The sequence below is a fragment of the Nocardia sp. PE-7 genome (assembly GCF_030486425.1).
GTDB classification, from domain to species: Bacteria; Actinomycetota; Actinomycetes; order Mycobacteriales; family Mycobacteriaceae; genus Nocardia; species Nocardia salmonicida_A.
Window position 1 is genome coordinate 1,958,570 of sequence record NZ_CP129614.1, and the last position, 24,703, is coordinate 1,983,272.

General features: G+C 68.2%; 21 protein-coding genes and 1 pseudogene. 15 read left to right on the top strand and 7 right to left on the bottom strand.

The genetic code is table 11. From position 1 onward, the window contains the following. The first annotated feature begins 476 nt into the window (after nt 1-476). The 6 genes from QX204_RS09210 (at nt 477) to QX204_RS09235 (ending at nt 9,428) form a co-directional block, all read left to right on the top strand. Entirely contained in the window at nt 477-5,939 is a 5,463-nt protein-coding gene (locus QX204_RS09210) for an ATP-binding protein (RefSeq protein WP_301906164.1), read from the top strand. A 260-nt stretch (nt 5,940-6,199) separates the two neighbouring features. Continuing rightward, nucleotides 6,200-7,159 (top strand): Acg family FMN-binding oxidoreductase, encoded by a 960-nt coding sequence (locus QX204_RS09215; RefSeq protein WP_301906166.1) that lies wholly within the window; start codon nt 6,200-6,202, stop codon nt 7,157-7,159. 114 nt (nt 7,160-7,273) lie between these two features. Continuing rightward, nucleotides 7,274-7,564: a hypothetical protein gene (locus QX204_RS09220; protein WP_301906167.1), complete on the top strand. Its 291-nt coding sequence runs from the start codon at nt 7,274-7,276 to the stop codon at nt 7,562-7,564. A 1-nt stretch (nt 7,565) separates the two neighbouring features. Continuing rightward, nucleotides 7,566-8,240: a HemK2/MTQ2 family protein methyltransferase gene (locus QX204_RS09225; RefSeq protein ID WP_301906168.1), complete on the top strand. Its 675-nt coding sequence runs from the start codon at nt 7,566-7,568 to the stop codon at nt 8,238-8,240. A gap of 13 nt (nt 8,241-8,253) precedes the next feature. Beyond that, a complete protein-coding gene (locus QX204_RS09230; protein ID WP_301907956.1) occupies nt 8,254-8,433 on the top strand; it encodes a CDGSH iron-sulfur domain-containing protein in 180 nt (59 codons plus the stop codon). Then, nucleotides 8,430-9,428, top strand: coding sequence for an iron-containing redox enzyme family protein (locus tag QX204_RS09235; RefSeq protein WP_301906169.1), 999 nt, complete (start codon nt 8,430-8,432; stop codon nt 9,426-9,428). The genes QX204_RS09230 and QX204_RS09235 overlap by 4 nt, the downstream gene beginning before the upstream one ends. Here the strand turns inward: QX204_RS09235 and QX204_RS09240 are convergent. The 4 genes from QX204_RS09240 to QX204_RS09255 all read right to left on the bottom strand — a co-directional run bounded on the left by QX204_RS09240 (nt 9,403) and on the right by QX204_RS09255 (nt 11,838). Further along, nucleotides 9,403-9,831 (bottom strand): ATP-binding protein, encoded by a 429-nt coding sequence (locus QX204_RS09240; RefSeq protein ID WP_301906171.1) that lies wholly within the window; start codon nt 9,829-9,831, stop codon nt 9,403-9,405. The two genes, QX204_RS09235 and QX204_RS09240, sit on opposite strands and share 26 nt — an antisense overlap. Nucleotides 9,832-9,907: 76 nt before the next feature. Further along, nucleotides 9,908-10,327, bottom strand: a complete 420-nt coding sequence (locus QX204_RS09245) for an STAS domain-containing protein (protein WP_301906172.1) — start codon at nt 10,325-10,327, stop codon at nt 9,908-9,910. A gap of 139 nt (nt 10,328-10,466) precedes the next feature. Then, nucleotides 10,467-11,303, bottom strand: coding sequence for an RNA polymerase sigma factor SigF (locus tag QX204_RS09250; protein WP_056823036.1), 837 nt, complete (start codon nt 11,301-11,303; stop codon nt 10,467-10,469). Between the two features lie 97 nt (nt 11,304-11,400). Then, complete coding sequence (locus QX204_RS09255; RefSeq protein WP_301906173.1) at nt 11,401-11,838, bottom strand: anti-sigma factor; 438 nt, start codon at nt 11,836-11,838, stop codon at nt 11,401-11,403. 194 nt (nt 11,839-12,032) lie between these two features. Here QX204_RS09255 and QX204_RS09260 point away from each other — a divergent pair, with 194 nt between their 5' ends. Together QX204_RS09260 and QX204_RS09265 are read left to right on the top strand one after the other, a co-directional pair. After that, entirely contained in the window at nt 12,033-14,180 is a 2,148-nt protein-coding gene (locus QX204_RS09260) for a catalase (RefSeq protein WP_301906174.1), read from the top strand. Nucleotides 14,181-14,307: 127 nt separating this feature from the next. Further along, nucleotides 14,308-14,733 (top strand): hypothetical protein, encoded by a 426-nt coding sequence (locus QX204_RS09265; RefSeq protein WP_301906176.1) that lies wholly within the window; start codon nt 14,308-14,310, stop codon nt 14,731-14,733. Nucleotides 14,734-14,752: 19 nt separating this feature from the next. On the opposite strand, the gene QX204_RS09270 is transcribed toward QX204_RS09265, so the two are convergent. Next, on the bottom strand, nt 14,753-15,439 hold the full coding sequence (locus QX204_RS09270) for a PAS and ANTAR domain-containing protein (protein ID WP_301906177.1): 687 nt from the start codon (nt 15,437-15,439) through the stop codon (nt 14,753-14,755). A 124-nt stretch (nt 15,440-15,563) separates the two neighbouring features. Here QX204_RS09270 and QX204_RS09275 point away from each other — a divergent pair, with 124 nt between their 5' ends. The 3 genes from QX204_RS09275 to QX204_RS09285 all read left to right on the top strand — a co-directional run bounded on the left by QX204_RS09275 (nt 15,564) and on the right by QX204_RS09285 (nt 17,515). After that, nucleotides 15,564-15,737, top strand: a complete 174-nt coding sequence (locus tag QX204_RS09275) for a CsbD family protein (RefSeq protein ID WP_301906178.1) — start codon at nt 15,564-15,566, stop codon at nt 15,735-15,737. An 81-nt stretch (nt 15,738-15,818) separates the two neighbouring features. After that, the gene (locus QX204_RS09280; RefSeq protein WP_301906179.1) at nt 15,819-16,928 is read left to right on the top strand and encodes a glutamate--cysteine ligase 2; all 1,110 of its coding nucleotides are present in this window, start codon (nt 15,819-15,821) and stop codon (nt 16,926-16,928) included. Between the two features lie 137 nt (nt 16,929-17,065). Next, nucleotides 17,066-17,515 (top strand): STAS domain-containing protein, encoded by a 450-nt coding sequence (locus QX204_RS09285; RefSeq protein WP_301906180.1) that lies wholly within the window; start codon nt 17,066-17,068, stop codon nt 17,513-17,515. Nucleotides 17,516-17,522: 7 nt separating this feature from the next. Here QX204_RS09285 and QX204_RS09290 read toward each other — a convergent pair whose 3' ends face one another. After that, complete coding sequence (locus QX204_RS09290; RefSeq protein WP_301906181.1) at nt 17,523-18,308, bottom strand: alpha/beta fold hydrolase; 786 nt, start codon at nt 18,306-18,308, stop codon at nt 17,523-17,525. A 194-nt stretch (nt 18,309-18,502) separates the two neighbouring features. Between QX204_RS09290 and QX204_RS09295 the strand changes: the two genes are divergently transcribed. The 4 genes and pseudogenes from QX204_RS09295 (at nt 18,503) to QX204_RS09310 (ending at nt 23,500) form a co-directional block, all read left to right on the top strand. Then, a complete protein-coding gene (locus QX204_RS09295; RefSeq protein ID WP_301906182.1) occupies nt 18,503-19,729 on the top strand; it encodes an alpha/beta hydrolase family protein in 1,227 nt (408 codons plus the stop codon). Nucleotides 19,730-19,940: 211 nt separating this feature from the next. Then, nucleotides 19,941-20,444: a 2Fe-2S iron-sulfur cluster-binding protein gene (locus tag QX204_RS09300; protein WP_301906183.1), complete on the top strand. Its 504-nt coding sequence runs from the start codon at nt 19,941-19,943 to the stop codon at nt 20,442-20,444. Further along, nucleotides 20,441-21,427 (top strand): FAD binding domain-containing protein, encoded by a 987-nt coding sequence (locus QX204_RS09305; RefSeq protein WP_301906184.1) that lies wholly within the window; start codon nt 20,441-20,443, stop codon nt 21,425-21,427. The genes QX204_RS09300 and QX204_RS09305 overlap by 4 nt, the downstream gene beginning before the upstream one ends. Then, nucleotides 21,424-23,500 (top strand): annotated as a pseudogene (locus QX204_RS09310) (xanthine dehydrogenase family protein molybdopterin-binding subunit). The gene QX204_RS09305 and the pseudogene QX204_RS09310 overlap by 4 nt, the downstream one beginning before the upstream one ends. Here the strand turns inward: QX204_RS09310 and QX204_RS09315 are convergent. Further along, nucleotides 23,501-24,688, bottom strand: coding sequence for a lipase family protein (locus QX204_RS09315; protein ID WP_301906185.1), 1,188 nt, complete (start codon nt 24,686-24,688; stop codon nt 23,501-23,503). It lies immediately after the preceding pseudogene. Between the last annotated feature and the right edge of the window lie 15 nt (nt 24,689-24,703).

A 24,703-nucleotide genomic window follows, 5' to 3' on the forward strand; every position in this document is an offset into this window, starting at 1 on the left:
TTATGGAACCGATGACAGCGGATGGTTCGACCCGCGTTCACGCGACGCGCAGGTGGCGAACGGCGTGTCGCCGACGATGCGGGCAGGGGGACCGACCGGTGACGGCGACATCGGCGGAGCCGCGGGCCGAAGGAGCGGGAAGTCACCTCGAATATGTTGTAGGTCAACATGATTGATAGGATTTCGAAGTGAGTGGATGGTCCGGGACCGCAGACCTTGGCCGTCCACTCGCTTGGGGAATGTGATTGTTCAACTGTGCGGCATCACAATGCCCACAAGCCGTCATCTCGGCGCCTTCGCCCGCTCGCGTTCGTCGAGTTGTATGGTGCTCGGCGGCCACCCGAGTTCTGGCTACGTGCCGGTAACCCCCGCACGGTGTTTCCTTATGGGACACGGGGGTGCAGACTGCGCACGGACCGGGAGTTGCAAACCTCACCCGCAGGACGATGTCCTGGGTAAATGGAAGGAGTCGGCGAGTGTTCAGCCGTATCGCCATCGTGAATCGGGGCGAGGCCGCAATGCGCCTCATCCATGCCGTCCGTGATCTGGCGGCGGCAACCGGGCTACCTATCGAAACCGTAGCCCTGCACACCGACGTCGACCGGAACGCGACCTTCGTCCGGGAAGCCGATATCGCCTATGACCTCGGTCCGGCATCGGCACGCCCGTATCTGGACCTCAAGGCCCTCGAGAACGCACTGGTCGCCACCAAGGCCGACGCGGCCTGGGTGGGCTGGGGCTTCGTCGCCGAGGATCCCGCGTTCGCGGAGCTGTGCGACCACATCGGCGTCACCTTCGTCGGGCCCAGCGCTGACGCGATGCGCAAGCTCGGTGACAAGATCGGCGCCAAGCTGATCGCCGAGGAAGTCGGCGTGCCCGTCGCGCCGTGGAGCCGGGGCGCGGTCGACACCGTCGAGGACGCCATCGAAGCGGCCACCGAGATCGGGTACCCGCTGATGCTGAAGGCCACCGCCGGTGGCGGCGGTCGCGGCATCCGCGTGATCACCAACGAAGCCGAGCTCGTCGACGCCTACGAGCGCACCAAGCAGGAAGCCGCCCGCGCCTTCGGCAGCGGCGTCGTGTTCCTGGAGCGCCTGGTCACGGGCGCCCGCCATGTCGAGGTCCAGGTGATCGCCGACGGTCAGGGCACCGCGTGGGCGCTGGGCGTGCGCGACTGCTCGGTGCAGCGGCGCAACCAGAAGGTGATCGAGGAATCCTCCTCTCCCGTGCTGAGTGCCGAGCAGACCGCCGAACTCAAGGCTTCGGCCGAGCGCCTGGCGATCGCGGTCGGGTACTGCGGCGCGGCGACCGTCGAGTTCCTGTACCACCCCGGCGACAAGCTGTTCGCGTTCCTCGAGGTCAATACCCGCCTGCAGGTCGAGCACCCGATCACCGAGCTCACCACCGGTTTCGACCTGGTGCACGCGCAGTTGCGGGTGGCCTCGGGCATCAAGCTCGAAGGTGAGCCGCCGGTCGAGCGCGGCCACGCCATCGAAGCCCGCCTCAACGCCGAAGACCCCGACCGCGACTTCGCGCCCGCCCCCGGTCGCATCGTGCGACTCGATCTGCCCGCGGGCCCCGGCATTCGCGTCGACACCGGCGTCAGCCAGGGCGACACGATCCCCGCCGACTTCGACTCGATGATCGCCAAGATCATCGCCTACGGCCGCGACCGCGACGAGGCCCTCGGCCGACTGCGCCGGGCCATGGCCCAGACCCGCGTCGTCATCGCGGGCGGCGCGACGAACAAGAGCTTCGTGCTCGACCTGCTCGATCAGCCCGAGGTGATCGACGCCAGCGCCGACACCGGCTGGATCGACCGGGTGCGCGGCGAAGGCCGCCTGGTGACCCACCGCCACTCCACCGTCGCGCTGGCCGTGGCCGCGATCGACGCCTACGAGGAAGACGAGCGGGTCGAGCGGAATCGACTGCTGTCGACCGCGTCCGGCGGACGTCCGCAGGTGCAGCACGAGAGTGGTCGACCCCTGGATCTGAAACTGCGTGGCGCGGGATATCGCGTGCGCGTGGCCCGGATCGGCGCGCACCGCTTCCGCGTCGGCATCGAGGCCGGTGGCGACTTGCGCACCGCCGATGTCGATCTCGAGCGTTTCGATCACCACACCGGCCAGATCGTCGTCAACGGCACCCGTTACCGCCTGATCACCGGCACCCACGGGCCCACCCACGTGGTGGATGTCGACGGCGTGACCCACCGGATCAGCCGCGACGAGGGCGGTGTCGTCCGTTCGCCCGCTCCCGCGCTGGTCGTGGGCACCCCGCTCGAGGTCGGCGCCGAGGTCGAGGCCGGAGCGCCCGTGCTCGTGCTCGAGAGCATGAAGATGGAAACGGTGCTGCGCGCACCGTTCCGGGCCAGGTTGAAGGAATGCGCGGTCTCCGTCGGCACCCAGGTCGAGGCGGGCGCGCCGCTGCTGCGGCTCGAACCCCTCGCCGACGACGACGAAGCCGCCGAAGCCGAGACCACCGGCACCGTCGAACTCGACTTGCCCAGTGCGGCAACGCCGTTGCGCGCCCACGAGCGCGTAGCCCGCGGCCTGCAGGACCTGAGCAGCCTGCTGCTCGGCTTCGACGTGGACCCGCACGACGACCGTCGCGTCCTCGACGACTACCTCACGGCCCGTCGCGAAGCCGTCGCCGACAGCCTGCGCCCGCTCGCCGAAGAGCTCGAACTGGTGCAGATGTTCGCCGACCTCGCCGAACTGAGCCACAATCGGTCGGCCGACGACGATCACGGCCACGGCCACGTGCACAGCGCCCGCGAGTACTTCCACACCTACCTGCAGAGCCTCGACGTCGAACGGGCCGGACTCCCCGAGTCGTACCAGGCCAAACTCGGTACGGCGCTGCGCCATTACGGGATCACCGAGCTGGACCGGACGCCCGACCTCGAATCGGCGGTCTTCCGGATCTTCCTCGCTCAGCAGCGTCCCACCGACACCGTCACCGTGGTCGCCGCGTTGCTGCGCGAATGGCTGACCGAGCCGATGCCCGACCAGGTGTTGCGCGAACCCGTCGGCCTGGCGCTCGAGCGTCTCGTCGCGGCGACGCAGGTGCGTTTCCCGGTGATCGCCGATCTCGCCCGCGGTCTGGTCTACGCCTGGTACGGCCAGCCGCTGCTGCGCCGCAACCGTGCTCGCGTGTACACCAATGTCCGTAAGCACCTGAGCTACCTGGACGCGAACCCGCAGGCCGACGATCGCGGCGCCAGGATCGCCGAGATGGTGCGCAGCACCGAACCGCTGGTGCGGTTGCTCGGCCAGCGGCTCGAGCGCGACAAGCCCGACCACACCTCGATGCTCGAGGTGCTGACGCGGCGCTACTACGGCAACAAGGGTCTCACCGGCGTTCGGACCGAGCAGGTCGGCGACACCACCTTCGTCGTCGCCGAACGCTACGGTTCGACCTTGGTCTCGACCGCCGTGAGTTTCGACAAGCTCGACTCGGCACTCGACGGGCTCGCCGAATTGGCGACCGGCGCTGTCTCCATCGACGCCGACATCTACCTCAGCTGGGAATCGCAGCCAGAGGACTTCGACGCGATGGCCGCGGCCCTGCAGGAGGTGCTCGGCGCGCATCCGGTGCCCAACCAGGTGCACCGGATCACCGCCACCGTCGCAGGCAGCGGCGGCTCGGTGATGCACCACCACTTCACCTTCCGTCCGTCGGTGACCGGGATGGCCGAGGAGCGGCTGATCCGCGGGCTGCACCCCTACATCGCGCAGCGGATGCAGTTGGAGCGACTGCGCAAGTTCGACCTCACCCGGTTGCCGTCCTCGGACGAAGAGGTCTACCTGTTCCGCGGCGTGGCCAAGGAGAATCCCTCCGACGAGCGCCTCATCGCCTTCGCCCAGGTCCGCGACCTCGCGGCGTTGCGCGATCACGACGGCCGATTGGTGGCCCTGCCCACCGCCGAGAGCGCCATCGCCACCTGCGTCGACTCGATCCGTCGGGCCCAGTCGCGGTTCCCCTCGGCCAAGCGACTCAACACCAACCGCATCGTGATGTACATCTGGCCGCACATGGATGTCACCCGCGCGGAGCTCGAGACCATCGGCGGCCACGTGCTGCCGACGGCCGCGGGCGCCGGGCTCGAGGAGATCCTGCTCATCGCCCGCCAGCGCGATCCCGAGACCGGCGAGCTGACCAAGGTCGGTGTGCGTATCTCGTTCCGCCCCAACGGCGAATCCGAGGTGACGGTCGGCGAACGGACCGACGAGCCCGTCGAGCCGCTGGACGAATACCGGCAGAAGGTGTTGCGCGCCGCGGCTCGTAACACCGTGTACCCGTACGAATTGACCTCGCTGCTCGGCGATTTCGCCGAATACGATCTCGATGCCGACCACGCGCTGGTGCCGGTCGATCGGCCGAAGGGCCACAACACCGCGGCGATCGTCGCCGGTGTGGTGACCACGCCGACCGTGCAGCATCCACAGGGTGTCACCCGGGTGCTGCTGCTCGGTGACCCGACCAAATCGCTCGGGGCACTGTCGGAACCGGAATGCCGTCGCGTGATCGCCGCGCTGGATCTGGCCGAGAGCCTGCAGGTTCCGCTCGAGTGGTACGCGCTGTCCTCGGGCGCGCGCATCTCGATGGCCTCGGGTACCGAGAACATGGACTGGGTCGCGGCCGCGCTCAAGCGGATCGTCGAATTCACCCAGGACGGTCGCGAGATCAACATCGTGGTCGCCGGCATCAACGTCGGCGCGCAGCCGTACTGGAACGCCGAGGCCACCATGCTCATGCACACCAAGGGTGTGCTGGTCATGACCCCCGACTCGGCCATGGTGCTGACCGGCAAGCAGTCGCTCGACTTCTCCGGCGGCGTCTCCGCCGAGGACAACTTCGGCATCGGCGGCTACGACCGCGTGATGGGCCCGAACGGGCAGGCGCAGTACTGGGCGCCGAACCTGTCCGCCGCCCGCGATGTCCTGATGGCGCACTACGACCACACCTACGTCGCCCCCGGAGAGCTGGCGCCGCGCCGTGCGGCGACCGGCGATCCCGTCGACCGCGATATCTCGAGCTTCCCGCATGTGCTGGCGGACAGCACCTTCGCCACCGTCGGCGAGATCTTCTCCGCCACCGCCAACCCGGATCGTAAGAAGCCCTTCGACATTCGCACGGTGATGCGGGCACTGGCCGACCAGGACCACCCCGTCCTGGAACGCTGGGCCGGGATGGCCGACGCCGAGACCGCGGTGGTGCACGACGCGCACCTCGGCGGAATCCCGGTGTGCCTGTTGGGCATCGAGTCACGCAATGTGGCCCGGCGCGGCTTCCCGTCCACGGACGGGCCCGACACCTACACCGCGGGCACCCTGTTCCCGCGTTCGTCGAAGAAGGCCGCACGGGCCATCAACGCCGCCAGCGGCAACCGCCCGCTGGTGGTGCTGGCCAACCTGTCCGGCTTCGACGGCTCGCCCGAATCGATGCGCAAGCTGCAACTCGAGTACGGCGCCGAAATCGGCCGCGCCATCGTGAATTTCGAAGGCCCCATCGTGTTCTGCGTGATCTCGCGCTACCACGGCGGCGCGTTCGTGGTGTTCTCGAAGGCACTGAACCCGAACATGACGGTGCTCGCGCTGGAAGGTTCGTTCGCCTCGGTGCTCGGCGGCGCACCGGCCGCGGCGGTGGTGTTCGCCGGTGAGGTGAAGGCCAGGACCGCGGCTGATCCGCGCGTGCGGGAGCTGGAATCCCGGGTCGCGAACGCTGTCGGCACCGATCGAGCGGAGCTGAGCGCCGAACTCGACGAGACGCGGTCCTCGGTGCGTGCGGAGAAGCTGGGCGATGTGGCCGCGGAGTTCGACCGCGTCCACAACATCCAGCGCGCGGTCGAGGTCGGCTCGGTGGACGCCATCGTCAGCGTCGCCGATCTGCGCCCGCGGATCATCACCGCGATCGAGGCTCGACTGCCCGCGTAGTACGCGGCCGACCGGGCTCGGAATTCGACCGAGCCCGGTCAGCCCGCGCCGTGCAGGACCCCGAAGCCCTGGGAGGTGGTCCTGACCACAGTGCGGGCGACGTGCGGCACTTCGACACCCGTGACTGCCTGTTGCACTGGGCGGCGGCCACCAGCGTCCCCACCGAGGTCTATCCGGCTGTGTGATTTCACAGGTTCGCAGCCTATGGTCGGTTCCGCCCTCAGAACGCCTACCTGCACGGGAAGGAAGACTGGCCGGATATGCCGAGCATCACAACATGCCGAGACGCGCTGGAATTGGCGGTGCGTGCTCCCTCGGTGCACAACACCCAGCCCTGGCGGTGGCGAATCCAGCGAGGCCGGGTGGATCTGTTCGCCGACTTCGGGCGACAGGTCACCGCGACCGATCCCCTGGCGCGCGCTCTCGTGGTGAGTTGCGGCGCCGCGTTGCATCATCTCGAAGTGGCGTTCGCCATGCTGGGCTGGCAGGCCGACATCGACCGGATGCCCGATCCTGATCGGCCCGACCATCTCGCGACGATGAAGTTCACGCCGCGTCCGCCGTCGGATCTCGACATCCGCCTCGCCGCCGCCATCCACCTGCGGCAATCCGATCGGCGCCGCTATCCCGGTTTGCCGGTGGCCGCACACGACCTGCGTGCGGTCTCGCGGTGTGCCTCCCGGTTCGGGGCCGCTGCCAGGCACGTCCCCGACCGCATGCTCGCGCAGCTGGCCGCCCCCATGCGCCGAGCCGCCGCCCGACACGCGACGGACACGAACTATCTCGCCGAACTCGACCAGTGGAGCGGCTGCCACGGTGAGACCACCGGCGTGCCCGCCCGCAACGCCCCCGCCGCCAGGGCCTCGGACGAACTGCCGGTGCGGGTCTTCGCCGAAGCGGAACTGTCGGAGTACACCGACGAACCCGACTCCGCCCATTGGCTGGTCGTGTGTACCCCACACGACAACCGCCTCTCCCAGCTGAGCGCGGGTCAGGCGACGAGCGCGATACTGCTCCAGGCGACCTACCTCGGCCTGGCAACCAGCCTGCAATCCGAACCGCTGGGAATGCTCGACCTGCGGGAACAGATCCGCACCACAGTCCTGCAGGAATGTGCCTATCCCCACGTCATGATCCGAGTCGGCGTCATGCCGCACGCCGCGGCCCCGCTGGAATCCACCCCGCGCCGCCCGGTCGCCGAGGTCATCGAGACGAACTGAACCACCTGATCGGACCGGCCACTGGCCGGTGCGCCAGGGGTGCCGGCTGATTGCTTTGCCGGTTTGCGGGCATGCCGACTACAGGGCGGTCTCGTCCTCGAAAGGAGCACGTCCATGAACCAGACGGAGAAGCAGTTCCCCGATGACGCTCGGACCACTCGCGCACACGCGGGGGAGTCGATCAGAGACGCGAGGAATTGGCCCGGATTGATTCTTGCCGCGATCGGATTGGTGCTGCTCGGTCTCACGCTCACCGCCGCCGGGTACGGCTTCGCGGGCTGGGCTGTGATCGCGGGGGTGGCCTGTGCGGTGTGCCTGCTGCTGGGAATCGGGCTCGTGGTCGCCGAACATCGGCGGGTGAAGGCGCAAGAGGGTCTGGCCCTGGGTGAACCGCGGGGTCATTGAGGTGGTGGTCTTCCGAGCGCCGCGCGTCTACCGCCCGCAGGCCGACACCTGGATGCTGGCCCGTGCGCTGAACGAGGTGCCCTCGCTGCGCGGCGGCCGGGTGCTCGACGTGTGCGCGGGTACCGGCGCGTTGACGGTGGCGGCCGCTGCGGCGGGTGCGGGCAGTCTGACCGCGGTCGACCTGTCCCGGTCGGCGCTGATGTCGACGTGGATGAATTGTCGATTACGCGGGGTGGCGGTGGAGTTGCTGCACGGCGATTTCGCGTCCGCGCTGCGGTTGCCGCGCTTCGACGTGGTAGTCGCGAACCCGCCCTATGTGCCCGTCGAGCGGGCGGGCGGGCGTGGTGCGGCCCTGGCGTGGGACGCAGGCCCGGACGGCCGGAGCGTGCTCGACCGATTGTGCGCGATGCTGCCGGACCTGCTCACCGAACGCGGCGTCGGGTTGATCGTGCATTCGGTTGTCAGCAACCCAGGGCGCAGCTTGGACCAGCTCCGTGAGCTGGGGGCGAACGCGGAGATCGTGGCGACGGGAACGGTGCCGTTCGGACCGGTCATGCGCTCGCGTGCCGGATGGTTGGCCGCTAAGGGGTTCATCTCCCATGGTCAGCGCGATGAGGAACTGGTGGTGATCCGTGTCGACCGAAGCTCGTCCCCTGTTGTCTCCGACCCCGCCTGAACCGCGCCGGGTCGTGCTCACCGACGACGGACCGGCGCTCATCGACGGACCTGTCGACCTGGTCACCGCCGACGGCGCCGTGCTGCACTGCGACCGTTTCGTGGTGGCGCTGTGTCTGTGCCGTCGGTCGAGCACCTACCCGCTGTGCGATACCAGCCATCGGCGCCGACGCCCTCCGAGGAGCACTCGATGATGCCCGGCCGATCCCTTCCGCGCCCCCGCGGCGAGCTGTCCGCCGCGGTGGTCGAATTGCTCACGCGCACACCAGGTTCGGCAGTGCCTGAGGCTGCCGGACTCGACCCCTACAGCGAAGATCTCCTGCTGACCCTGCACACCTGTTACGAACTGCACTATCAGGGGTTCGCCGGTGTCGACGAGAACTGGGAATGGGACCCCGGCCTCCTGCGCGTGCGCCGCGACCTGGAGAACACCCTGCTCACGGCGCTGCATGCCGATGTCCCCGGTGGCGACGACGTCGAGGGGGAACTCGACCGCCTACTCGAACCGACCAGCGACACCGACGGCATCGCCGGATTCCTCGCCGAGCGGGGGACCGCCGATCACTTGCGCGAGTACTTCGTCCACCGCTCGATCTACCACCACATCGAGGCCGACCCGTATGCCTGGGTGATCCCGCGTCTGCGCGGGCAGGTGAAAGCGTCGCTGGTGGCGGTGGAATTCGACGAGTTCGGCGGCGGGCGCGGCGAACGCGTCCACGCCCAACTGTTCGCCGACCTGCTCGCGGGCGCCGACCTCGAGCCGGGCTACCTGCACTACCTCGACACGGTGCCCGCGCCGATGCTCGCGCTGGTGGACATGATGTCGCTGTTCGGCCTGCATCGCGGGCTACGCGGCGCACTGATCGGGCATTTCGCCACCGCCGAGATCACGTCGTCGCCCGCCTCGCGGCGTCTCGCCGAGCTGGCCCGCACGCTGCTCCCGCATCCCGCGTGCGCGCACTTCTATGCCGAGCATGTCGAGGCCGACGCCGTGCACGAGCAGGTGATGCGGCGCGATGTCATCGCCGGGCTGCTGGATGCCGAACCCGGCTCGGCCGCCTCGATCGTCTTCGGTATCCAGGCGACGAACCTGCTCGAAGACCGCTTCGCCGATCACGTCCTGAAGTGCTGGAACGAGGACCGCGCTTCCCTGCGCGAGCCGCTCAGTGCACCCGCCGAACCTGTGTGAAGGCGATGGCGACGGGATAACCGCCCTGTGCCCGGTCGTAGGGGTCGTGATCGGCGGTGAGGTGGTCGGTGATCGAGTGCATCACATGCCAGCCGAACCCCGCCGTGTCGATCGGGTCGGTGTCCCCGCACACCGCGCCTACCTCGATCCGGATCCGGAAGCTGTCGGCGACGACGTCGCAGTGGAGCTGGGAATCGGGTATCGCGCCGAGGATCAGGCACGTGGCGGCCTCGTCGAGCGCTACTCGCGTGTCCGCCACCTCGTCGACGGTGAAACCCGCTATCAGGGCGACGGTTTCGGCGACGGCCCGGAGCATGACAACCTGACCGAGGTCGGCGTCGATCTGAATTTGGATCGATGTCGCATGTATCGAATCGGCGATGATCCTGTCGCTCGAATCCACGATGTCCTCCTCCCGAACCGCGCTGGAGTGGCTTCATCCTGCGCATACCCTGGAATCGGGGGAGTGAAACAGCTCCTCAGCAGCCGGATTCCGATCCCGACGCCTCGTCGATGGACCGGTAGTACCGAAATAGCGGCCGCACGCCGACCAGGCCGAGTGCCCGCTCCACCTCACGGCTTGCGGTGAGCAGGCGGATATCGACCCCGCGGGCCCACGCATCGGCTTTGGCGACGCCGAGCAGCACGGCCACCCGCAGGCTCAGGAACTCGGTATCGCGTAGATCGAGGACGACCACCCGCGCGCCGGAACGCACCGAACGGTCGAGCAACGCACGGAATCGGGGCATCCGCGCCGCGTCGAGTTCGATACCGCCACGTAGCACCCAGCAGCCGGGTCGTCCCGGGTCACGCAGCGCCAACGCCGCCGCGGCAGCCGCGGAGCTTCCGCGATACCAGCGCAGCCGGCTCGGATGCCGACGATCCATGACGACAGACATAGAACCTCCTGTGCGACAGGAATTTCCGGCCCGCGCCCGCCGAGGCGGTACCGGCCGACTTGCTGAGAGCGGCACACGAGAACCAGGGTCGGCTGGAGGTCTCAACCTGGAACAATTCTGGCACGTGCCGACGTCGCTGTCACCGTGTCGGCGTCGGCTCGGCGAGTGCCTGCTCGCGCAGCAACGCCAAGGTTCGCGACAGGATCCGGGAAACCTGCATCTGGGAGACGCCGAGTTCCTCGGCGATCTGGCCCTGCGTCTTGGCCTCGTAGAACCGCATGATCAGCACCCGCCGCTCCTCGGCGGGGAGCGCGGCGATCAGCGGGCGCACCGCCATCGCGTCCTCGGTGAGCTGATAGCAGGGCTCCTCCGAGCCGAGGGTGTCGGTGATCGGCTGCGAGGAATTGTCGCGACCGTCGTGGGTGACACCGTCGATGGAGTTGGTCTGATAGCCGTTGCCCGCGACCAGCGTGCGGGTGACCTCGACCAGGTCGACGTCGAGTTCGTCGGCGAGTTCGCGCGCGTTGGGCAGCCTGCCGAGCCGCTGTGACAGCTCCTCGGTGGCGGGTCCGATCCTGAGCTGGATCTCCTTGAGCCGACGCGGCACGCGCACCGCCCACGTGCGATCACGGAAGTGCCTGCGCACCTCGCCCATGATCGTCGGGATCGCGAAGGACAGGAAGGAGGAGCCGCGGGTGACGTCGTAGCGATCGACGGCCAGCACCAGCCCTACCCGGGCAGTCTGCTCGAGGTCGTCGAACTGCTCGCCCCGACCGTTGAACTTGCGGGCGATATGGTCGGCGAGCGGCAGACACAGTTCGATGACCTGGCCGCGCAGCGCGTCGTGATGCTCGTCGCCGTCGGGCAGCGCCCGCAGCTTCTCGAACCACGGTTCGATGTTGTCGTAGCTGTCACCGTGCGAATGTGATCGCCGGGCGGTCGGACGATCGGCTGCTGCAGTTGAATCCCATGTCATCGCTACTTGCCTCACTTCCAGGCGGTTGCAGATGTGTTCATGGGGTACCCACCGGGACCCGGGGCTATGCCCTACCTATGAGGCTAGCGCCCGATGGTCACGACTCGGTAGGTCCGTGCAATCTCCGGATCCAGCCGAATTCGACGGTGGTCGGGTAGCCGCCGCGAGCCGGGTCGAAGCCGGCGTAATCGGTGCGTAGCGCGTCGGTGAGCGTCGCGACGACGTGCCAGCCGAACGATTGTTCGTCGAGGGCGTCGGGCTCTCGTGCCAGTGCGCTCACCCGGGCGCCGAGGGCGCCGTCGCCGCCGGTGAACGAGCAGTCGAGCTGGGATTCCGGTGTCGCGATCATCATCAACGCGGTGGCGACCTCGTCGAGTGCCAGGAGCAGATCGGTCACCTCGTCGAGCGCGAAACCACCCACGAGCAGGACGGTCTCGGCGAGCGCGTGCACCATGCTCAGCTGGTCCAGCTCGGCGGGCACCTGGAATCCGACGGTTCTCGAGCGGGGAGCGGTGTCGCGATCTCGAGCTCGCACGCCACCTCCCTCATCACCGACTGTTTGGTCGGAGGTTACCCCGTAACCATCAGGTCACGCCTCGTGGCCGTTTCGAATCGTCACCCGCCGAGGTCGAATCGCTGTTTGCCGAGCGCAGAACGCGGTAGTCCATCGGGGACGGCGGCAGCCTGATTTTCCGAATTCCGCGAGTGTGACGAAGGGACGACGAAATAATGACCGACCACGATGTTCCGTCCGAGTTCACCCACCCGCCCACTCCGCCGGACGAGGACCCGGGGACACCGTGCGAGCAGGCGGGCCCGGCCCCCGACCAGGAGGGTCCCGCGCTGCGCAGCCCCACCGGCGCCCCGCTTCCCGGCGAGGCGACTGTGCGCGCCCAACAGGGCCCTCGGCTCACCACCCCGCAGGGCGCGGGCGTGGCCGACACCGATCACGCCCTCAAGGCGGGTCCGCGGGGCCCGACGCTGCTGCAGGACTTCCATCTGCGGGAGAAGATCACCCACTTCGATCACGAGCGCATCCCCGAGCGGGTCGTGCACGCCCGCGGTACCGCCGCGCACGGGGTGTTCGTGGCCAACGGCGCCGCCGCGTCGCTGACGCGGGCGAAGTTCCTGGCCGCCGACGCGCGCACACCGGTCTTCGTCCGGTTCTCCACGGTGCTCGGCTCACGCGGGTCGGCCGACACGGTGCGTGACACCCGTGGCTTCGCGGTGAAGTTCTACACCGACGAAGGGGTCTACGACCTGGTCGGCAACAACATCCCGGTGTTCTTCATCCAGGAAGCGATCAAATTCCCCGATGTGATCCACGCCGGGAAACCGGAGCCGGACCGCGAGATCCCGCAAGCGCAATCCGCCCACGACACCTTCTGGGACTTCGTCACCCTGCATACCGAGGCGACCGCGCACACCTTCTGGAACATGTCCGATCGGGCGCTGCCGCGCTCGTTGCGGATGATGGAGGGCTTCGGCATCCACACCTTCCGGCTGGTCGCCGAGGACGGCACGACGAGTCTGGTGAAATTCCACTGGAAGCCGCGGCTGGGCGTGCACTCGATGCTGTGGGAGGAATGCCAGCTGACGGCCGGGTTCGACCCCGATTTCCATCGCCGGGATCTGGCCGACACGATCGCGGCGGGCATGGCGCCGGAGTGGGATCTCGGCGTGCAGGTGTTCCCCGATACGCCCGAGCACCTCTTCGAGGGCATCGATCTGCTCGACCCGACCAAGCTCGTCCCCGAGGAACTCGCGCCGGTGCAGACGATCGGCACCCTGCGGCTCACGGCGAATCCGGAGAACTTCTTCGCCGAAACCGAACAGGTCGCCTTCTGCCCGACGCACCTGGTTCCGGGTATCGAAGTCACCGACGATCCGCTGTTGCAGGGCAGGTTGTTCTCCTATCTCGATACCCAGATCAGTCGCCTCGGCGGCCCGAACTTCACCCAGCTGCCGATCAACACACCGCACGCCGATGTCAACGATCTCTCCCGTGACGGTATGCACCAGGGTGCCGTGCACGCCGGAGTCGCTGCCTACAAACCCAATTCGCTGGGCGGTGGTTGCCCCTACGCGGCGAGTTTCGCCGACGACGCCTATGTGGAGTCCCCGACGCCCATTCCGCCGCCGACCGCGAAATTGCGGACTTCCGCCAACAGCGCGGGCTCGGTGTCGTTCGCCGACCACTACTCGCAGCCGCGGATGTTCTATCGCAGCCTGACCGCGGGCGAACAGCGGAATCTGGCCGACGCGTTCTCGTTCGAACTCGGCAAGTGCCTGTCCGAGACGATCCAGCAGCGTGGTCTGCAGATGTTGGTCAATGTCGACGACGGGCTGGCCGACTACGTCGCCGGGCAACTCGGGCTCGACAAGCCGGCCCCGAACAGCGAACGGGTGGAGCTCGCGCCGAGTCCCGCGTTGTCGCAGCGGCGCGGCAGTTTCCCGGTGGACGGGCGGACGGTGGCCGTGCTGGTCGACGACGCCACGTCGGCCGACGCGGTGCGGGAGGTCTCGACCGCCTTGGAAGAGGCCAAGGTGAGGCCGATGGTCGTGGCGGCACGCGGCGGAGTGATCGACGGCGTGCCGGTGGCACGGACCTTCGCCACGATGCGGTCGGTCGAATTCGACGGTGCGCTGCTGCTGGCCGCCCCGGCGGACCCGAGGGTGAACCTGCTGGTCGAGGAGATGTGGCGGCACGGCAAGGCGATCGCGGCGGTCGATACCGCGGTATCGGTGCTGCAGCGCAACGACATCGACTCCGACGCACCGGGAATCACTGTCGCCGATTCCGGAGCGGCCGCGAGCGGACTGCTCACCGACCTGGGTGAGCATCGCGCGTGGGCGCGGATCGAAGACGAGTCCTGAATCGTGCCGACGTTTGGGTTGCCCTCGTCGTTTCGAGTGAAGGCAGGCGGGCATTCCCTGCCTGTGGCCATCGGCCGAATGTAGAACGGGCGCCGAAGAACCGGCCGAGCCACGCGTTCGTTCGACGGTGTCGACACCGGAGTACCTCGGGGCAGGTCGAGCGTGGTCCCATCACGATGCCAACGGCGTCATCGTGGTGTGCCCGCTCGACCTGCGTCGCGGCCTTCGCGGGCGTTCGATTCGCGCGCCCGCGTGCACTGATGAACAGGAGGCGAAGATGTTCGCGATCGAGCTCACCGAGCCGAGCCCGGTGCCCGCACCCACGGAGCCCGCGCCGCCGGGTCCCGCACCCGACCCGTTCCCGCCGGGTCCTGGCGACCCCGTGCCCGCGCCGCCCGTACCGCCCGGCCCGGCGCCGGTGCCACCTCCGCCGGTACCGCCCGGCCCGGCTCCGGTGCCCGCCCCGCCGACTCCGCCCGGACCCGGTGATCCGGTGCCCGCTCCGCCTGCCCCGCCCGGCCCCGACCCCGTGCCGCCGCCGGTCTTTCGCTGAGCGCGTCCCCGTCGATCGCCTAGCCCACGGTGTCGATCGGGGCGCCTTCGTGCGCGGTCAGCAGCACGTGATCGAGCCGGGTCCGCAGCCGCACCTCGTCTCTGGCCACGGTCGGCAATTCGGCCACCACATGTTCGGCGATCGCGCGCAGCTTCACATTGGTCTCCTGCGAGCGCCACCGGAGCACCCGGAACGCCTGGTCGGCATTGACGCCGTAGGCCAGCATCAACGCGCCTTTGGCCTGCTCGATCACCACGCGCGCCTCCAGCAGGCCGGGCAGGGTGCTGTCGAGCGCCTCTCGCCGGTATCCGGCCGCGGTATCGGACAGGTCGATGTAGTAGCCCTCGGTGCCGATCACCGTCCCGTCGGTGTCGGCGAGGGGCTCCGACACGACCAGCACATCGCGCACCTGCCCCTGCGTATCGACGATGCGGTGATGGCTGGAGAACACGCCGCTGTCCTGGACCGTGGTGATCATCGCCGCGACCCGATCCCGATCGTCGGGATGCTTGTGCGAGACCAGCATGTCGGTCGTCGGCACGGTGCCGGGCTCGTAGCCGTGCATCCGCGCGACCTCGTCGGACCATTCCCACTGCCGGGTCGCGGATCGAAACCGGAAACGGCCGACCGTCAACGAGTCGCCCACTCCGATCACGCGCTCTACCAGAGCCCGCTCTGCCATGGATTCGTCGTCCGGTTCGGTCATGCCCCGATTATTCACCTTGGTCGTCGCGCCTGTTTGCACCCGGCAGACCCGGGTAGGCCGTTGACGGGTCCCCAGGACGGCCCACGGCCGCGAGTCGGCCGAGAAACAGCCTGAAAGGAACACCATGGGTATCGCTGACAAGGCGAAGAACAAGGCCGAAGAGCTGGCAGGCAAGGCCAAGGAAGCTACCGGGCGCGCCACCGACGACCGCAAACTCGAGAACGAGGGCCGCGGCGAGCAGGCGAAGTCGAACCTCAAGGACGCAGGCGAGAAGGTCAAGGACGCTTTCCGCGACTGACCTGCTCTACGCCGCCCGGGTCATCGGTCCCACACGGGCCGATGACCCGCGCTCGCTCCACAGGTGCTGGAGGTGATGGCAGTGTCCGCACATGTCCCGACGGTCGGTGTCGAAGAGGAGTTTCTGCTCACCGATCCCGAGTCCGGGGCGCCCGTGGCGAAGAACACCCAGGTCGCCGCTACCGCGAAACGGGCCGGTATCGATCTGCAGCTGGAGCTGACGAGCTGTCAGGTCGAGACCAGTAGCGCGGTCCACTCCGATATCGAGGCCCTGTCGGCGCAATTGCGGACCTCGCGGCGCCGGGTGGCCGAGTGCGCGGCCGAGCACCGAACCCGCCTGCTGGCGGTCGGGGTGCCGCCGACCCTGGTCGAGGGATATCCGGTCACCGATACACCGCGCTACCAGCGCATCGCGCACTCCTTCGGCATGATCGCCCACGAGCAGGGGCTGTGCGGGTGCCACGTGCACGTGGCCGTTCCCGACCGCGATACAGCGGTCCTGGTCAGTAACTATGTCCGCCCGCGGCTGCCGATCCTGCTCGCGTTGACCGCGAATTCCGCGATCTACCGTGGCAGCGAAACCGGCTACGCGAGTTGGCGCAGCATTCTGTGGCGTCGATGGCCCAGTGCGGGTCCGCCACCGTATTTCACCTCACTGCGCGACTACGAATCGATCGTCGCGATGATGCGCGCCAGCGGCAGCATCCTGGACAACAAGATGGTGTATTGGGATGTCCGTCCGTCGGAGAGCTTCCCGACCGTCGAAATCCGGGTCAGTGATGTTCCGGCGACCGTGGAGGAATCCGCCCTGCTGGCCGCGCTCATCCGCGGAATCGTCAGCACCGCGCTCGGGGCGATCGCCGAGCACATTCCCGCTCCCGCGGTGTCCGGCGAGGTCTTGCGCGCCGCCTATTGGAACGCCGCGCGCTCAGGTCTGGACGGCGACGGCCTCGACCTCGTCGCCGGTCGTGTCGTTCCTCATCGCGAACTACTCGCCGAGCTCATCGACGACATCACACCGGCACTGCGCCGTAGTGGCGACCACACCTTCGTCGCCGAGACGGTCGCGAGACTCGAAGAGCGCGGAAACGGCGCGCGCCGACAACTGGCGGCGTGGAACCGAAGACGCGAGATCGCCGACGTCATCAGCGAACTCGCCGATGCCACCCTCGAAGGATGTCGCCGACCGTGACCCGTGCGCATCAGATCCATCACAATCGCTGACAGCACCGACTCGGCGTGCTCAAATGGAAACACCAGCCGAGCTTGAGCTACCAGGATCGGCGGGAGCAGTGTGTACCCCTGCCGGTGTCGAGGGATCGAGCACTCGTGAACACCCCTTCCAATCATGGCGACAAGACCGTCCGAGTCGAGGAATCCGACTCGGGACTGCGCGCCGAGGTCACCCTCCATCACACGGCGACCGTGCTGCACGTGCACGGCGAGATCGACGCGTGCAATCTGCTCCAGTGGCGCGTGATTCTCGACGATGCCATCGCAGCGGAGGGCGAGTCGGGCCATCTGGTGATCGACATCAGAGATGTGACCTTCATGTCGTGCCGGGCGATCCTCGACATGGCTACCCGCGCCCAACAGAGCGCGCTGCGCACGAGTGTGGTCATTCCCGGGCCGTCGGTCACCAACCGGATCATCATCGCCGCCGGCCTGACCCAGTGGCTTCCGGTCTATGTCAGCCGCACCGAAGCCATAGCCGCCACGCCCACGCTCGGGCTCGGGCTCGGGCAGTCCATCCCGCCGGCGTCGTGGATGACGACCTAGGCGCCGTTCACTCGTTCGCGGCGGAACCCGTCAGGAGCGGGAGCAACGCCTTGGCGCTGACCATATGGTCCTGCCCGGCGAGCACCCGATGCGTCGCCTGGGGGATCGCCGCGGCCAACTCCCGCGCCACCTGCTGCATGCCGGGCGGGTTCTTCTCTCCGACAATGACCTTCACCGGTACCCGGATGTTCTCGAAACGTTCCACCGGGGGAAGTACCTCGGTGATGGCGATGTCGTACATCAGCGTGGGAGCGAGTGCCTTCATCGTTTTCCAGCCGGGGAACAGCGGTAGCAGCGCGATGAACGCACCCGGCATCCCGATCCCGCGCAGGAATGCCTTCAGCGCTCGCGCGTTCTTCGCCTCACCGAGAAGCGCGCGTACCGTCTCGCCCAACTCGGCGTAGGACGCCCGCTCGGCCTCGTCGTGCACATAGGGCGCGTCGTAGACCACGACCCGGTCGATCTTGTCCGGCATCCGGACCGCCGCTTCAAGCGCCAGCGCGGCCCCCGACGAATGCCCGTAGAGAATCGCGCGCCCGCCGGCGGCGTCGACCACGGCCTCGATATCGTCGACTTCCCGCTCGATCGCATACGGCAGCTCGTTCCCGCTGTCCCCACGCCCGCGCCGGTCGTAGCTGTAGACGGTGAACTTCGTGGCGAACACCCCCACATCGGTGACGACCGGCCGAAACCTCCGGAAACACGTCGCGCCGGTGATGTAGACCAGAACAGGTCCGTCGCCGGACACGTCATACGCGAGTTCGGTGCCGTCCTTCGACGTAGCGATCCTCATAACTCGTTCCTCTCGGTGTCGGGCGCGCGGATCTCTGATCCGATGTCTTCTACCAGTACGACGCCCTCGCGCCTCGAAACTCATCGGTGCGGCACGAAGCCCCGCCTCGTGTGAGCTGTATATTCCGCCGCAGTCGGACCGCGACGAGAGTTCGACACGGCGTATCGGGAGGAACAGTGGTGACGGATTCAGGCATGAAATCGGCGTCGATCCTCGCGCATCGGTGCGCGCGGGCAGTCGCCGTGATACTGGCCATCGCTGTTTCGGCGGTACCGACCGCTCTCGCGGACGCCGCGCCCGTAGATCTCGAATTCTATTCTCCCGCACCGGACTCCGTGGCGGGTGAGCATGGATCGGTGATCGCGTTCCGGCCGATAGTCGGCGATCCCGGCCTGCCGGGCGCGCGCAATTTCCTGGTGCTCTACCGGTCGGTGGATGTGCACGGGCAGCCGGTCGCTGTGTCGGGCACGGTCGCTGTTCCCGAAGGAACTCCGCCGCCCGGTGGTTGGCCGCTGATCTCCTGGGCACACGGAACCACCGGCACCGCCGACGTGTGCGCGCCCTCGCGCGACACCGGCGCCGAATTCCCGGCCCATGACTACACCTCGTTGACTCGCGAGACCTTGGCTCAGTGGGTGGCTGCCGGATACGCGGTGGCGCAGACCGACTATCAGGGTCTCGGCACGCCGGGGCCGCACGGATATCTGATCGGTGAGGCCGAGCAGCGCGCGGTCGCGGACATGGCGCTGGCCTCGCGCGCGATCGCGCCCGAGATCGGAACTCGCTGGGTGGCGATGGGGCATTCCCAGGGTGGCCAGGCCGCGGTGTACGCCAACGCGCGCTCGCAGCAGTGGGCTCCGCAGCTGCGGTTGCTGGGTTCGGTGGCCATGGCGCCTGCCTCGCATCTCGGTGCGGTGGTGCAAGGCTTCGCCCTCGCCGAGCGAACCGGCATCGCGGACAAGGTCGACGCGCCGGCCGGGTCGGTGTCGTTCCTGCCGTTGTTCATTCGTGGCGCCCAGACCGTCGCCACTGTCGACCCCGCGAAATTCCTTGTAAAGAAGGCTGATTCGATGGTGGATCAGGCCGACGACCGCTGCATCGGACAGTTGCGGGAGCGGGATTCCTGGGGTGGCCTCGGCGCGGGTGAGACGTTCTCCGCCGCTGCCGACCCCGGTGCGCTGGTGAAGGTCCTCGACGACAACGACCCCAGCGGATTGCCCCTCACCACCCCGATGCTGGTGTTGCAGGGCAGGGCCGACACCGTCGTCCTGCCCGCGGGCACCGACGCCATGGTCGCCCAGCAGCAGCTCAGCGGCGGATCCGTGGAATACCGCACCTACCCCGGCGTCGATCACCGGGCTGTCCTCGGCGCGGGCAATGCCGACGCCCTCGCCTGGGTGAACGCCCGCTTCGCCCGCTGAGGCGCTCACGTGGGAGGAGCCGAACGGCGGTCACGGTGACCGGCGAAACCACGGCGGGTGTGGTCGCGGCGTCCGACGCTCAGGCGCCGGGGTTGGTAGCGTGGCCGACGTGCGCGTGCGCACCGCAGTTGCGTAGGTGCTGGTAGCGGGCCCGGAAGGGTCGGCTGCGGTTGTCTGTGGAGTCGCCTGTCCCACGACGAAAGGCCGTTCGATGCGTGCGCGAATCAGTGTGATCGTCGATGGGCGGACGCGGGTGGTCGAGGTCGACACCCGCGCCACCCTGTTGGATGTCCTGCGCGAACAGTTGGGCGTCACCAGCCCGAAGAAGGGCTGCGATCGCGGGCAATGCGGGTCGTGCACGGTCCTGTTGGACGGACGGAGGGCGACCCTGTGCCTCGCGCTGGCCGTCGCTCACGACGGCGCCACGATCGTCACCGCCGACGGACTCGCCGACGGCGACGACCTGCATCCGGTTCAGCGAGCCTTCCTCGACCACGACGGCTTCCAGTGCGGATACTGCACGCCGGGGCAGATCTGTTCGGCGGTCGGCATGCTCGACGAGGTGAAGGCGGGCGCTCCGAGTCAGGTGAGCGCGAATCCGATGGCAGAGAACGCGTTGAGTGCCGACGAGATCCGGGAACGGATGAGCGGCAATCTGTGTCGCTGCGGGGCGTATCCGAACATTGTCGCGGCGATCCAGGAGGTCGCTCGATGAGAGAGTTCGCCTACGAACGCGCCACCGACGCGGGGCAAGCGGTTGCCGCGGTTCTCGCCGAGCCCGACGCCGTATTCCTCGGCGCGGGAACCAATCTCGTCGATCACCTCAAACTGGGGATCATCGCGCCCGGCAAGCTGGTGGATGTCAGCGGTCTGCCGTTCGATCAGGTGACCGACCTGCCCGACGGTGGCGTACGCGTCGGTGCGGCGGTGCGCAACGCCGACCTGGCCGCGCATCCGGTGATCCGGACCCGCTATCCGATGCTGTCGGCCGCCCTCGTGGCGGGAGCGTCCGCCCAACTGCGCAACCTCGCCACTACCGGCGGAAACCTGTTGCAGCGCACCAGATGTCCCTACTTCCAGGACTCGACCGTGCCGTGCAACAAGCGCGAGCCGGGCAGCGGGTGCTCGGCGATCGGCGGGTTCGATCGAGACCAGGCCATCCTCGGCGCGTCCAGTCGGTGCATCGCCACCCATCCCTCCGATATGGCGGTGGCGATGGTCGGGTTGGGCGCGACAGTGCGAGTGCTCGGTGCGGATGGCGAGCGCGAGATCCCGCTGGTCGACCTGTACCGGTTGCCCGGCGACGAACCCGAACGCGACACCGTCCTCGAACACGGGGACCTGATCACCGCCGTCGACCTGCCCGCGCTCGCGTGGGCTACCACCTCCACCTACCGCAAGGTCCGCGACCGTGCGTCGTTCGCCTTCGCGCTGGTCTCGGTGGCGGCCGCCGTCGACATCGCCGACGGCGTCGTGCGGGATGTGCGGATCGCCTTCGGCGGTGTCGCGGCCAAACCATGGCGAGCGCACACCGCCGAGGCCGAACTACGCGGGCGGGCTGCCACCGAGGAAAGCTTCGCCGTCGCGGCGGATGCCGAACTCGCCGACGCGCGCCCACAGCGTCAGAACGGCTTCAAGATCGCCTTGGCGCGCAACGTCCTCGTCGCGACCCTGCGTGAGCTGAGTGAGGCGCCGTGAACACACCGGCGATCGGCACCTCACCCACCCGCCTCGACGGACCGGCCAAACTCCGCGGTGTCGCGCCCTACGCGATGGAGCATCCGCAAACCGGATCCTCTGTACGGCTTCGTGATCCAGTCGACGATCATCCGCGGCCGTATCCGCGAGATCGACACCTCCGTGGCCGAAGGGATCGATGGTGTGGTCGCGGTGCTCACCCACCACAACGCCGCCCGGCTGGCCGTCGACGACGACAACGAACTGTTCATCCTGCAGAACGACGAGATCGCGTTCCGCGGGCAAGTGATCGGCGCGGTCGTCGCGACGAGCCCGGAAGTGGCCTGTGCAGCCGCCGCGCAGGTGCGCGTGACCTATGACGAGCGGCCCGCCGACGTCGTGCTCGACGCCGACAGCGAGAACCTCCACGCTCCCGAGGAGGTGAGCGGCGGCTTTCCCACCGACACCTCGATCGGCGACGTGGACGCGGCCATGGCCATCGCCCCGGTCACGATCGACCAGACCTACACGACCGCAATGGTCCACAACAATCCGATGGAACCGCACGCCACCGTCGCGCAGTGGACCGATGACACCCTGGTGCTGTACGACTCCACCCAGGGCCCACATGTCGTGCGGGCGAAGATCGCGCCGCTGTTCGGGTTGGCGCCCGAACAGGTGCGGGTGATCGCGCCTTTCGTCGGCGGCGGCTTCGGATCCAAGGGCGAGCCGCACGCCAATATCGTGGTCGCGGCGATGGCGGCGAAACTGTCCGGCGGACGACCGGTGAAACTGCCGCTGACCAGACAGCAGCTGTTCTCCCTCGTCGGTTACCGGACACCGACCATCCAGCGGGTCCGGCTCGGCGCGCATCATGACGGCACCCTGACCGCCATCGCCCACGCGGCGATCGCCCAGGCCTCCACGGTGAAGGAATTCGCCGAGCAGACCGCGGTGGTCAGCCGTGTGATGTACGCGGCGGCCGCCCGATCGACCTCGCACCGTTTCGCGACGCTGGATGTCCCCGTCGCATCGTGGATGCGGGCGCCAGGGCACTGCCCCGGGATGTTCGCGGCGGAAACAGCGATGGACGAACTCGCGGTCGCTCTCGGCATGGACCCGATCGCCTTGCGCATCCACAACGAACCCGAGGTCGACCCGGAATCGGGGCGCCCCTTCTCCACACGCGGGCTGGCCGAGTGTCTGCGTACCGGAGCGCAGCGCTTCGGCTGGGCCGAACGCGACCCGGCGCCGAAGTCGCGACGCGAGGGCCGATGGCTGATCGGATCCGGGGTCGCGGCGGCCACCTACCCGGCCGACACCGCCGCGGGCAACAGCGCCCGCGTGCGCCGCACCGGCGACCGCTACGAAGTCGCCATCGACGCCGTGGACATCGGCACCGGCACCTGGACCTCGCTCGGCCAGATCGCCGCCGACGCGCTCGGTGTCGACCCGGGCCGCATCGAGCTGCGCATCGGCGATTCCGATCTCCCCGCGGCGACGGTCGCGGGCGGTTCGTCCGGCATGGCGTCGTGGGGCTCGGCCGTGGTGGCGGCCGCGCGGGCCTTCCGTGACCGATTCGGGTACGAACCCGCCGACGGTGCCGAGATCACCGTGCAAGCCCCCGAATACCCTGAGCGAGAGGACTTTTCGACCCACGCCTATGGTGCCCACTTCGTCGAGGTCCGCGTGGACACCGACACCGCCGAGATCCGGGTCCCGCGCGTGGTCAGTGTTTTCGGCGCGGGTCGCATCATCAATCCGCGCATGGCCCGTTCGCAGTTCGTCGGCGCGATCACCATGGGACTGTCGATGGCGTTACTCGAACAGAGCGATTTCGATCCGCGCCTCGGCACGGTGATCAACCACGACCTGGCCGGGTATCACATCCCCGTCAACGCCGATATCGGCGATATCGATGTCAGCTGGATCGACGAACACGACCCGCATCTGAACCCGATGGGCAGCAAGGGAATCGGTGAGATCGGCATCGTCGGGTCGGCGGCCGCGGTCGGCAACGCGATCTACCACGCCACCGGCGTCCGCCTCCGTCATGTCCCGATCCATCTGGAAGACCTGCTCGGCGCGCTGTGATCAACAGCGAGTCGGCGCGGGTTCGCCGCGGAATCGCGCTTCGATGAAGTTCCAGGCCTCGGGCAGACCTGCCACCGCGGTCGTCATGTGTTCGGCGATCTGATAGCGGGAGAAGGTGACCGGCGCGCCCGCCGCGCAGTAGCGGGTGGCCACGTCCTCGACGGCGTCGAAGGGTGTCAGCCCGTCGAAGACGCCCTGCCAGATCAACATCGGGGTCTCCGGGATCGCGGGGTCGTAGCGCAAACTGTTCTCGCGCAACACCGCGCGCGCTTCGGGGCTGTCCATCAGGGATTTGGTCGCTGCCAGCTGTTCGGCGCTGCGGGCGATACCGTGGAACAGCAGAAAGCGTCGGCATTCGTCGGCGGTGAAGTCGCGGAACCACAGACCCTCGCCGTTGAGCTGGTCGGAAATGGGCAAACGCCGAGGGTATTCACGTTCCAGGCCCATCGCCGCCGCCCAGGCGAGGCCGAAACCGGGATGGTGGCCGAAGCCGATCCCGAGGGCCATCTGCTCGAGGTCGGCCGGGATGCCGCCCGCGGCGACGCCGGCGAGCGTCAACTCCGGTGCGTAGGTCGGTTGCATGGCGGCGGCCCACGCGGTCGCCAAGCCGCCACCGGAGTACCCGGCGAGTGCGATCGGGGACTGTCCGAGGCCGAGTTCGGGCGCTCGCTGCAGCGCACGCACGCTGTCGAGGGTCACCATGCCGCTGAGCTTGGCCGCGCCGTAGGCGACATTCGGGCCGAGATAGTCGGGCAAGGCGACCGCCCAACCGCGCCCCAGCGGCAGTACCGCGCCGAACGCGTCGGGGGTCTCGTCGTTGATCAGCGAGGTGGAGGGGTTGCACTTGGTGCCGAGGGAGTTGATCAGCGCCTGATACGACACCAGCGGCGGATTCGTGACGCCGGCGGGGATCAAGACCGTGGTCACACCCATGATCGGGTCGCCCGCGGAGTTGGTCGAGCGGAAGGCGACGTGCCAGATGTCGGTGCCCTGATAGGCGCCGAGGTCGAACTTGCGCTGCCGCACCACGTCACCGGGAGCGAAGTCGCCGATATCGGCCGGTGCGGTGAAGAAGGGATCGGGATTGGGTGTGGGGTAGTGCGGTTCCGGCGTCGCCACGGGAGCGAAGATGGCGACGGTGAGGCTGTAGAACAGCGCCGTCAACGCGGCCGTCAATATCCGGCGCATGATAATTCCCTATCT

Excerpts from the sequence above, each read along its gene's own strand:
- QX204_RS09270 (WP_301906177.1), bottom strand. The coding sequence starts at position 15,439 with ATGACCGAACCGGACGACGAATCCATGGCAGAGCGGGCTCTGGTAGAG.
- QX204_RS09300 (WP_301906183.1), top strand. The coding sequence starts at position 19,941 with ATGCGTGCGCGAATCAGTGTGATCGTCGATGGGCGGACGCGGGTGGTC.
- QX204_RS09235 (WP_301906169.1), top strand. The coding sequence starts at position 8,430 with ATGATGCCCGGCCGATCCCTTCCGCGCCCCCGCGGCGAGCTGTCCGCC.
- QX204_RS09250 (WP_056823036.1), bottom strand. The coding sequence starts at position 11,303 with ATGACATGGGATTCAACTGCAGCAGCCGATCGTCCGACCGCCCGGCGA.
- QX204_RS09315 (WP_301906185.1), bottom strand. The coding sequence starts at position 24,688 with ATGCGCCGGATATTGACGGCCGCGTTGACGGCGCTGTTCTACAGCCTC.
- QX204_RS09215 (WP_301906166.1), top strand. The coding sequence starts at position 6,200 with ATGCCGAGCATCACAACATGCCGAGACGCGCTGGAATTGGCGGTGCGT.
- QX204_RS09260 (WP_301906174.1), top strand. The coding sequence starts at position 12,033 with ATGACCGACCACGATGTTCCGTCCGAGTTCACCCACCCGCCCACTCCG.
- QX204_RS09295 (WP_301906182.1), top strand. The coding sequence starts at position 18,503 with ATGAAATCGGCGTCGATCCTCGCGCATCGGTGCGCGCGGGCAGTCGCC.
- QX204_RS09290 (WP_301906181.1), bottom strand. The coding sequence starts at position 18,308 with ATGAGGATCGCTACGTCGAAGGACGGCACCGAACTCGCGTATGACGTG.
- QX204_RS09245 (WP_301906172.1), bottom strand. The coding sequence starts at position 10,327 with ATGTCTGTCGTCATGGATCGTCGGCATCCGAGCCGGCTGCGCTGGTAT.
- QX204_RS09275 (WP_301906178.1), top strand. The coding sequence starts at position 15,564 with ATGGGTATCGCTGACAAGGCGAAGAACAAGGCCGAAGAGCTGGCAGGC.
- QX204_RS09305 (WP_301906184.1), top strand. The coding sequence starts at position 20,441 with ATGAGAGAGTTCGCCTACGAACGCGCCACCGACGCGGGGCAAGCGGTT.
- QX204_RS09220 (WP_301906167.1), top strand. The coding sequence starts at position 7,274 with ATGAACCAGACGGAGAAGCAGTTCCCCGATGACGCTCGGACCACTCGC.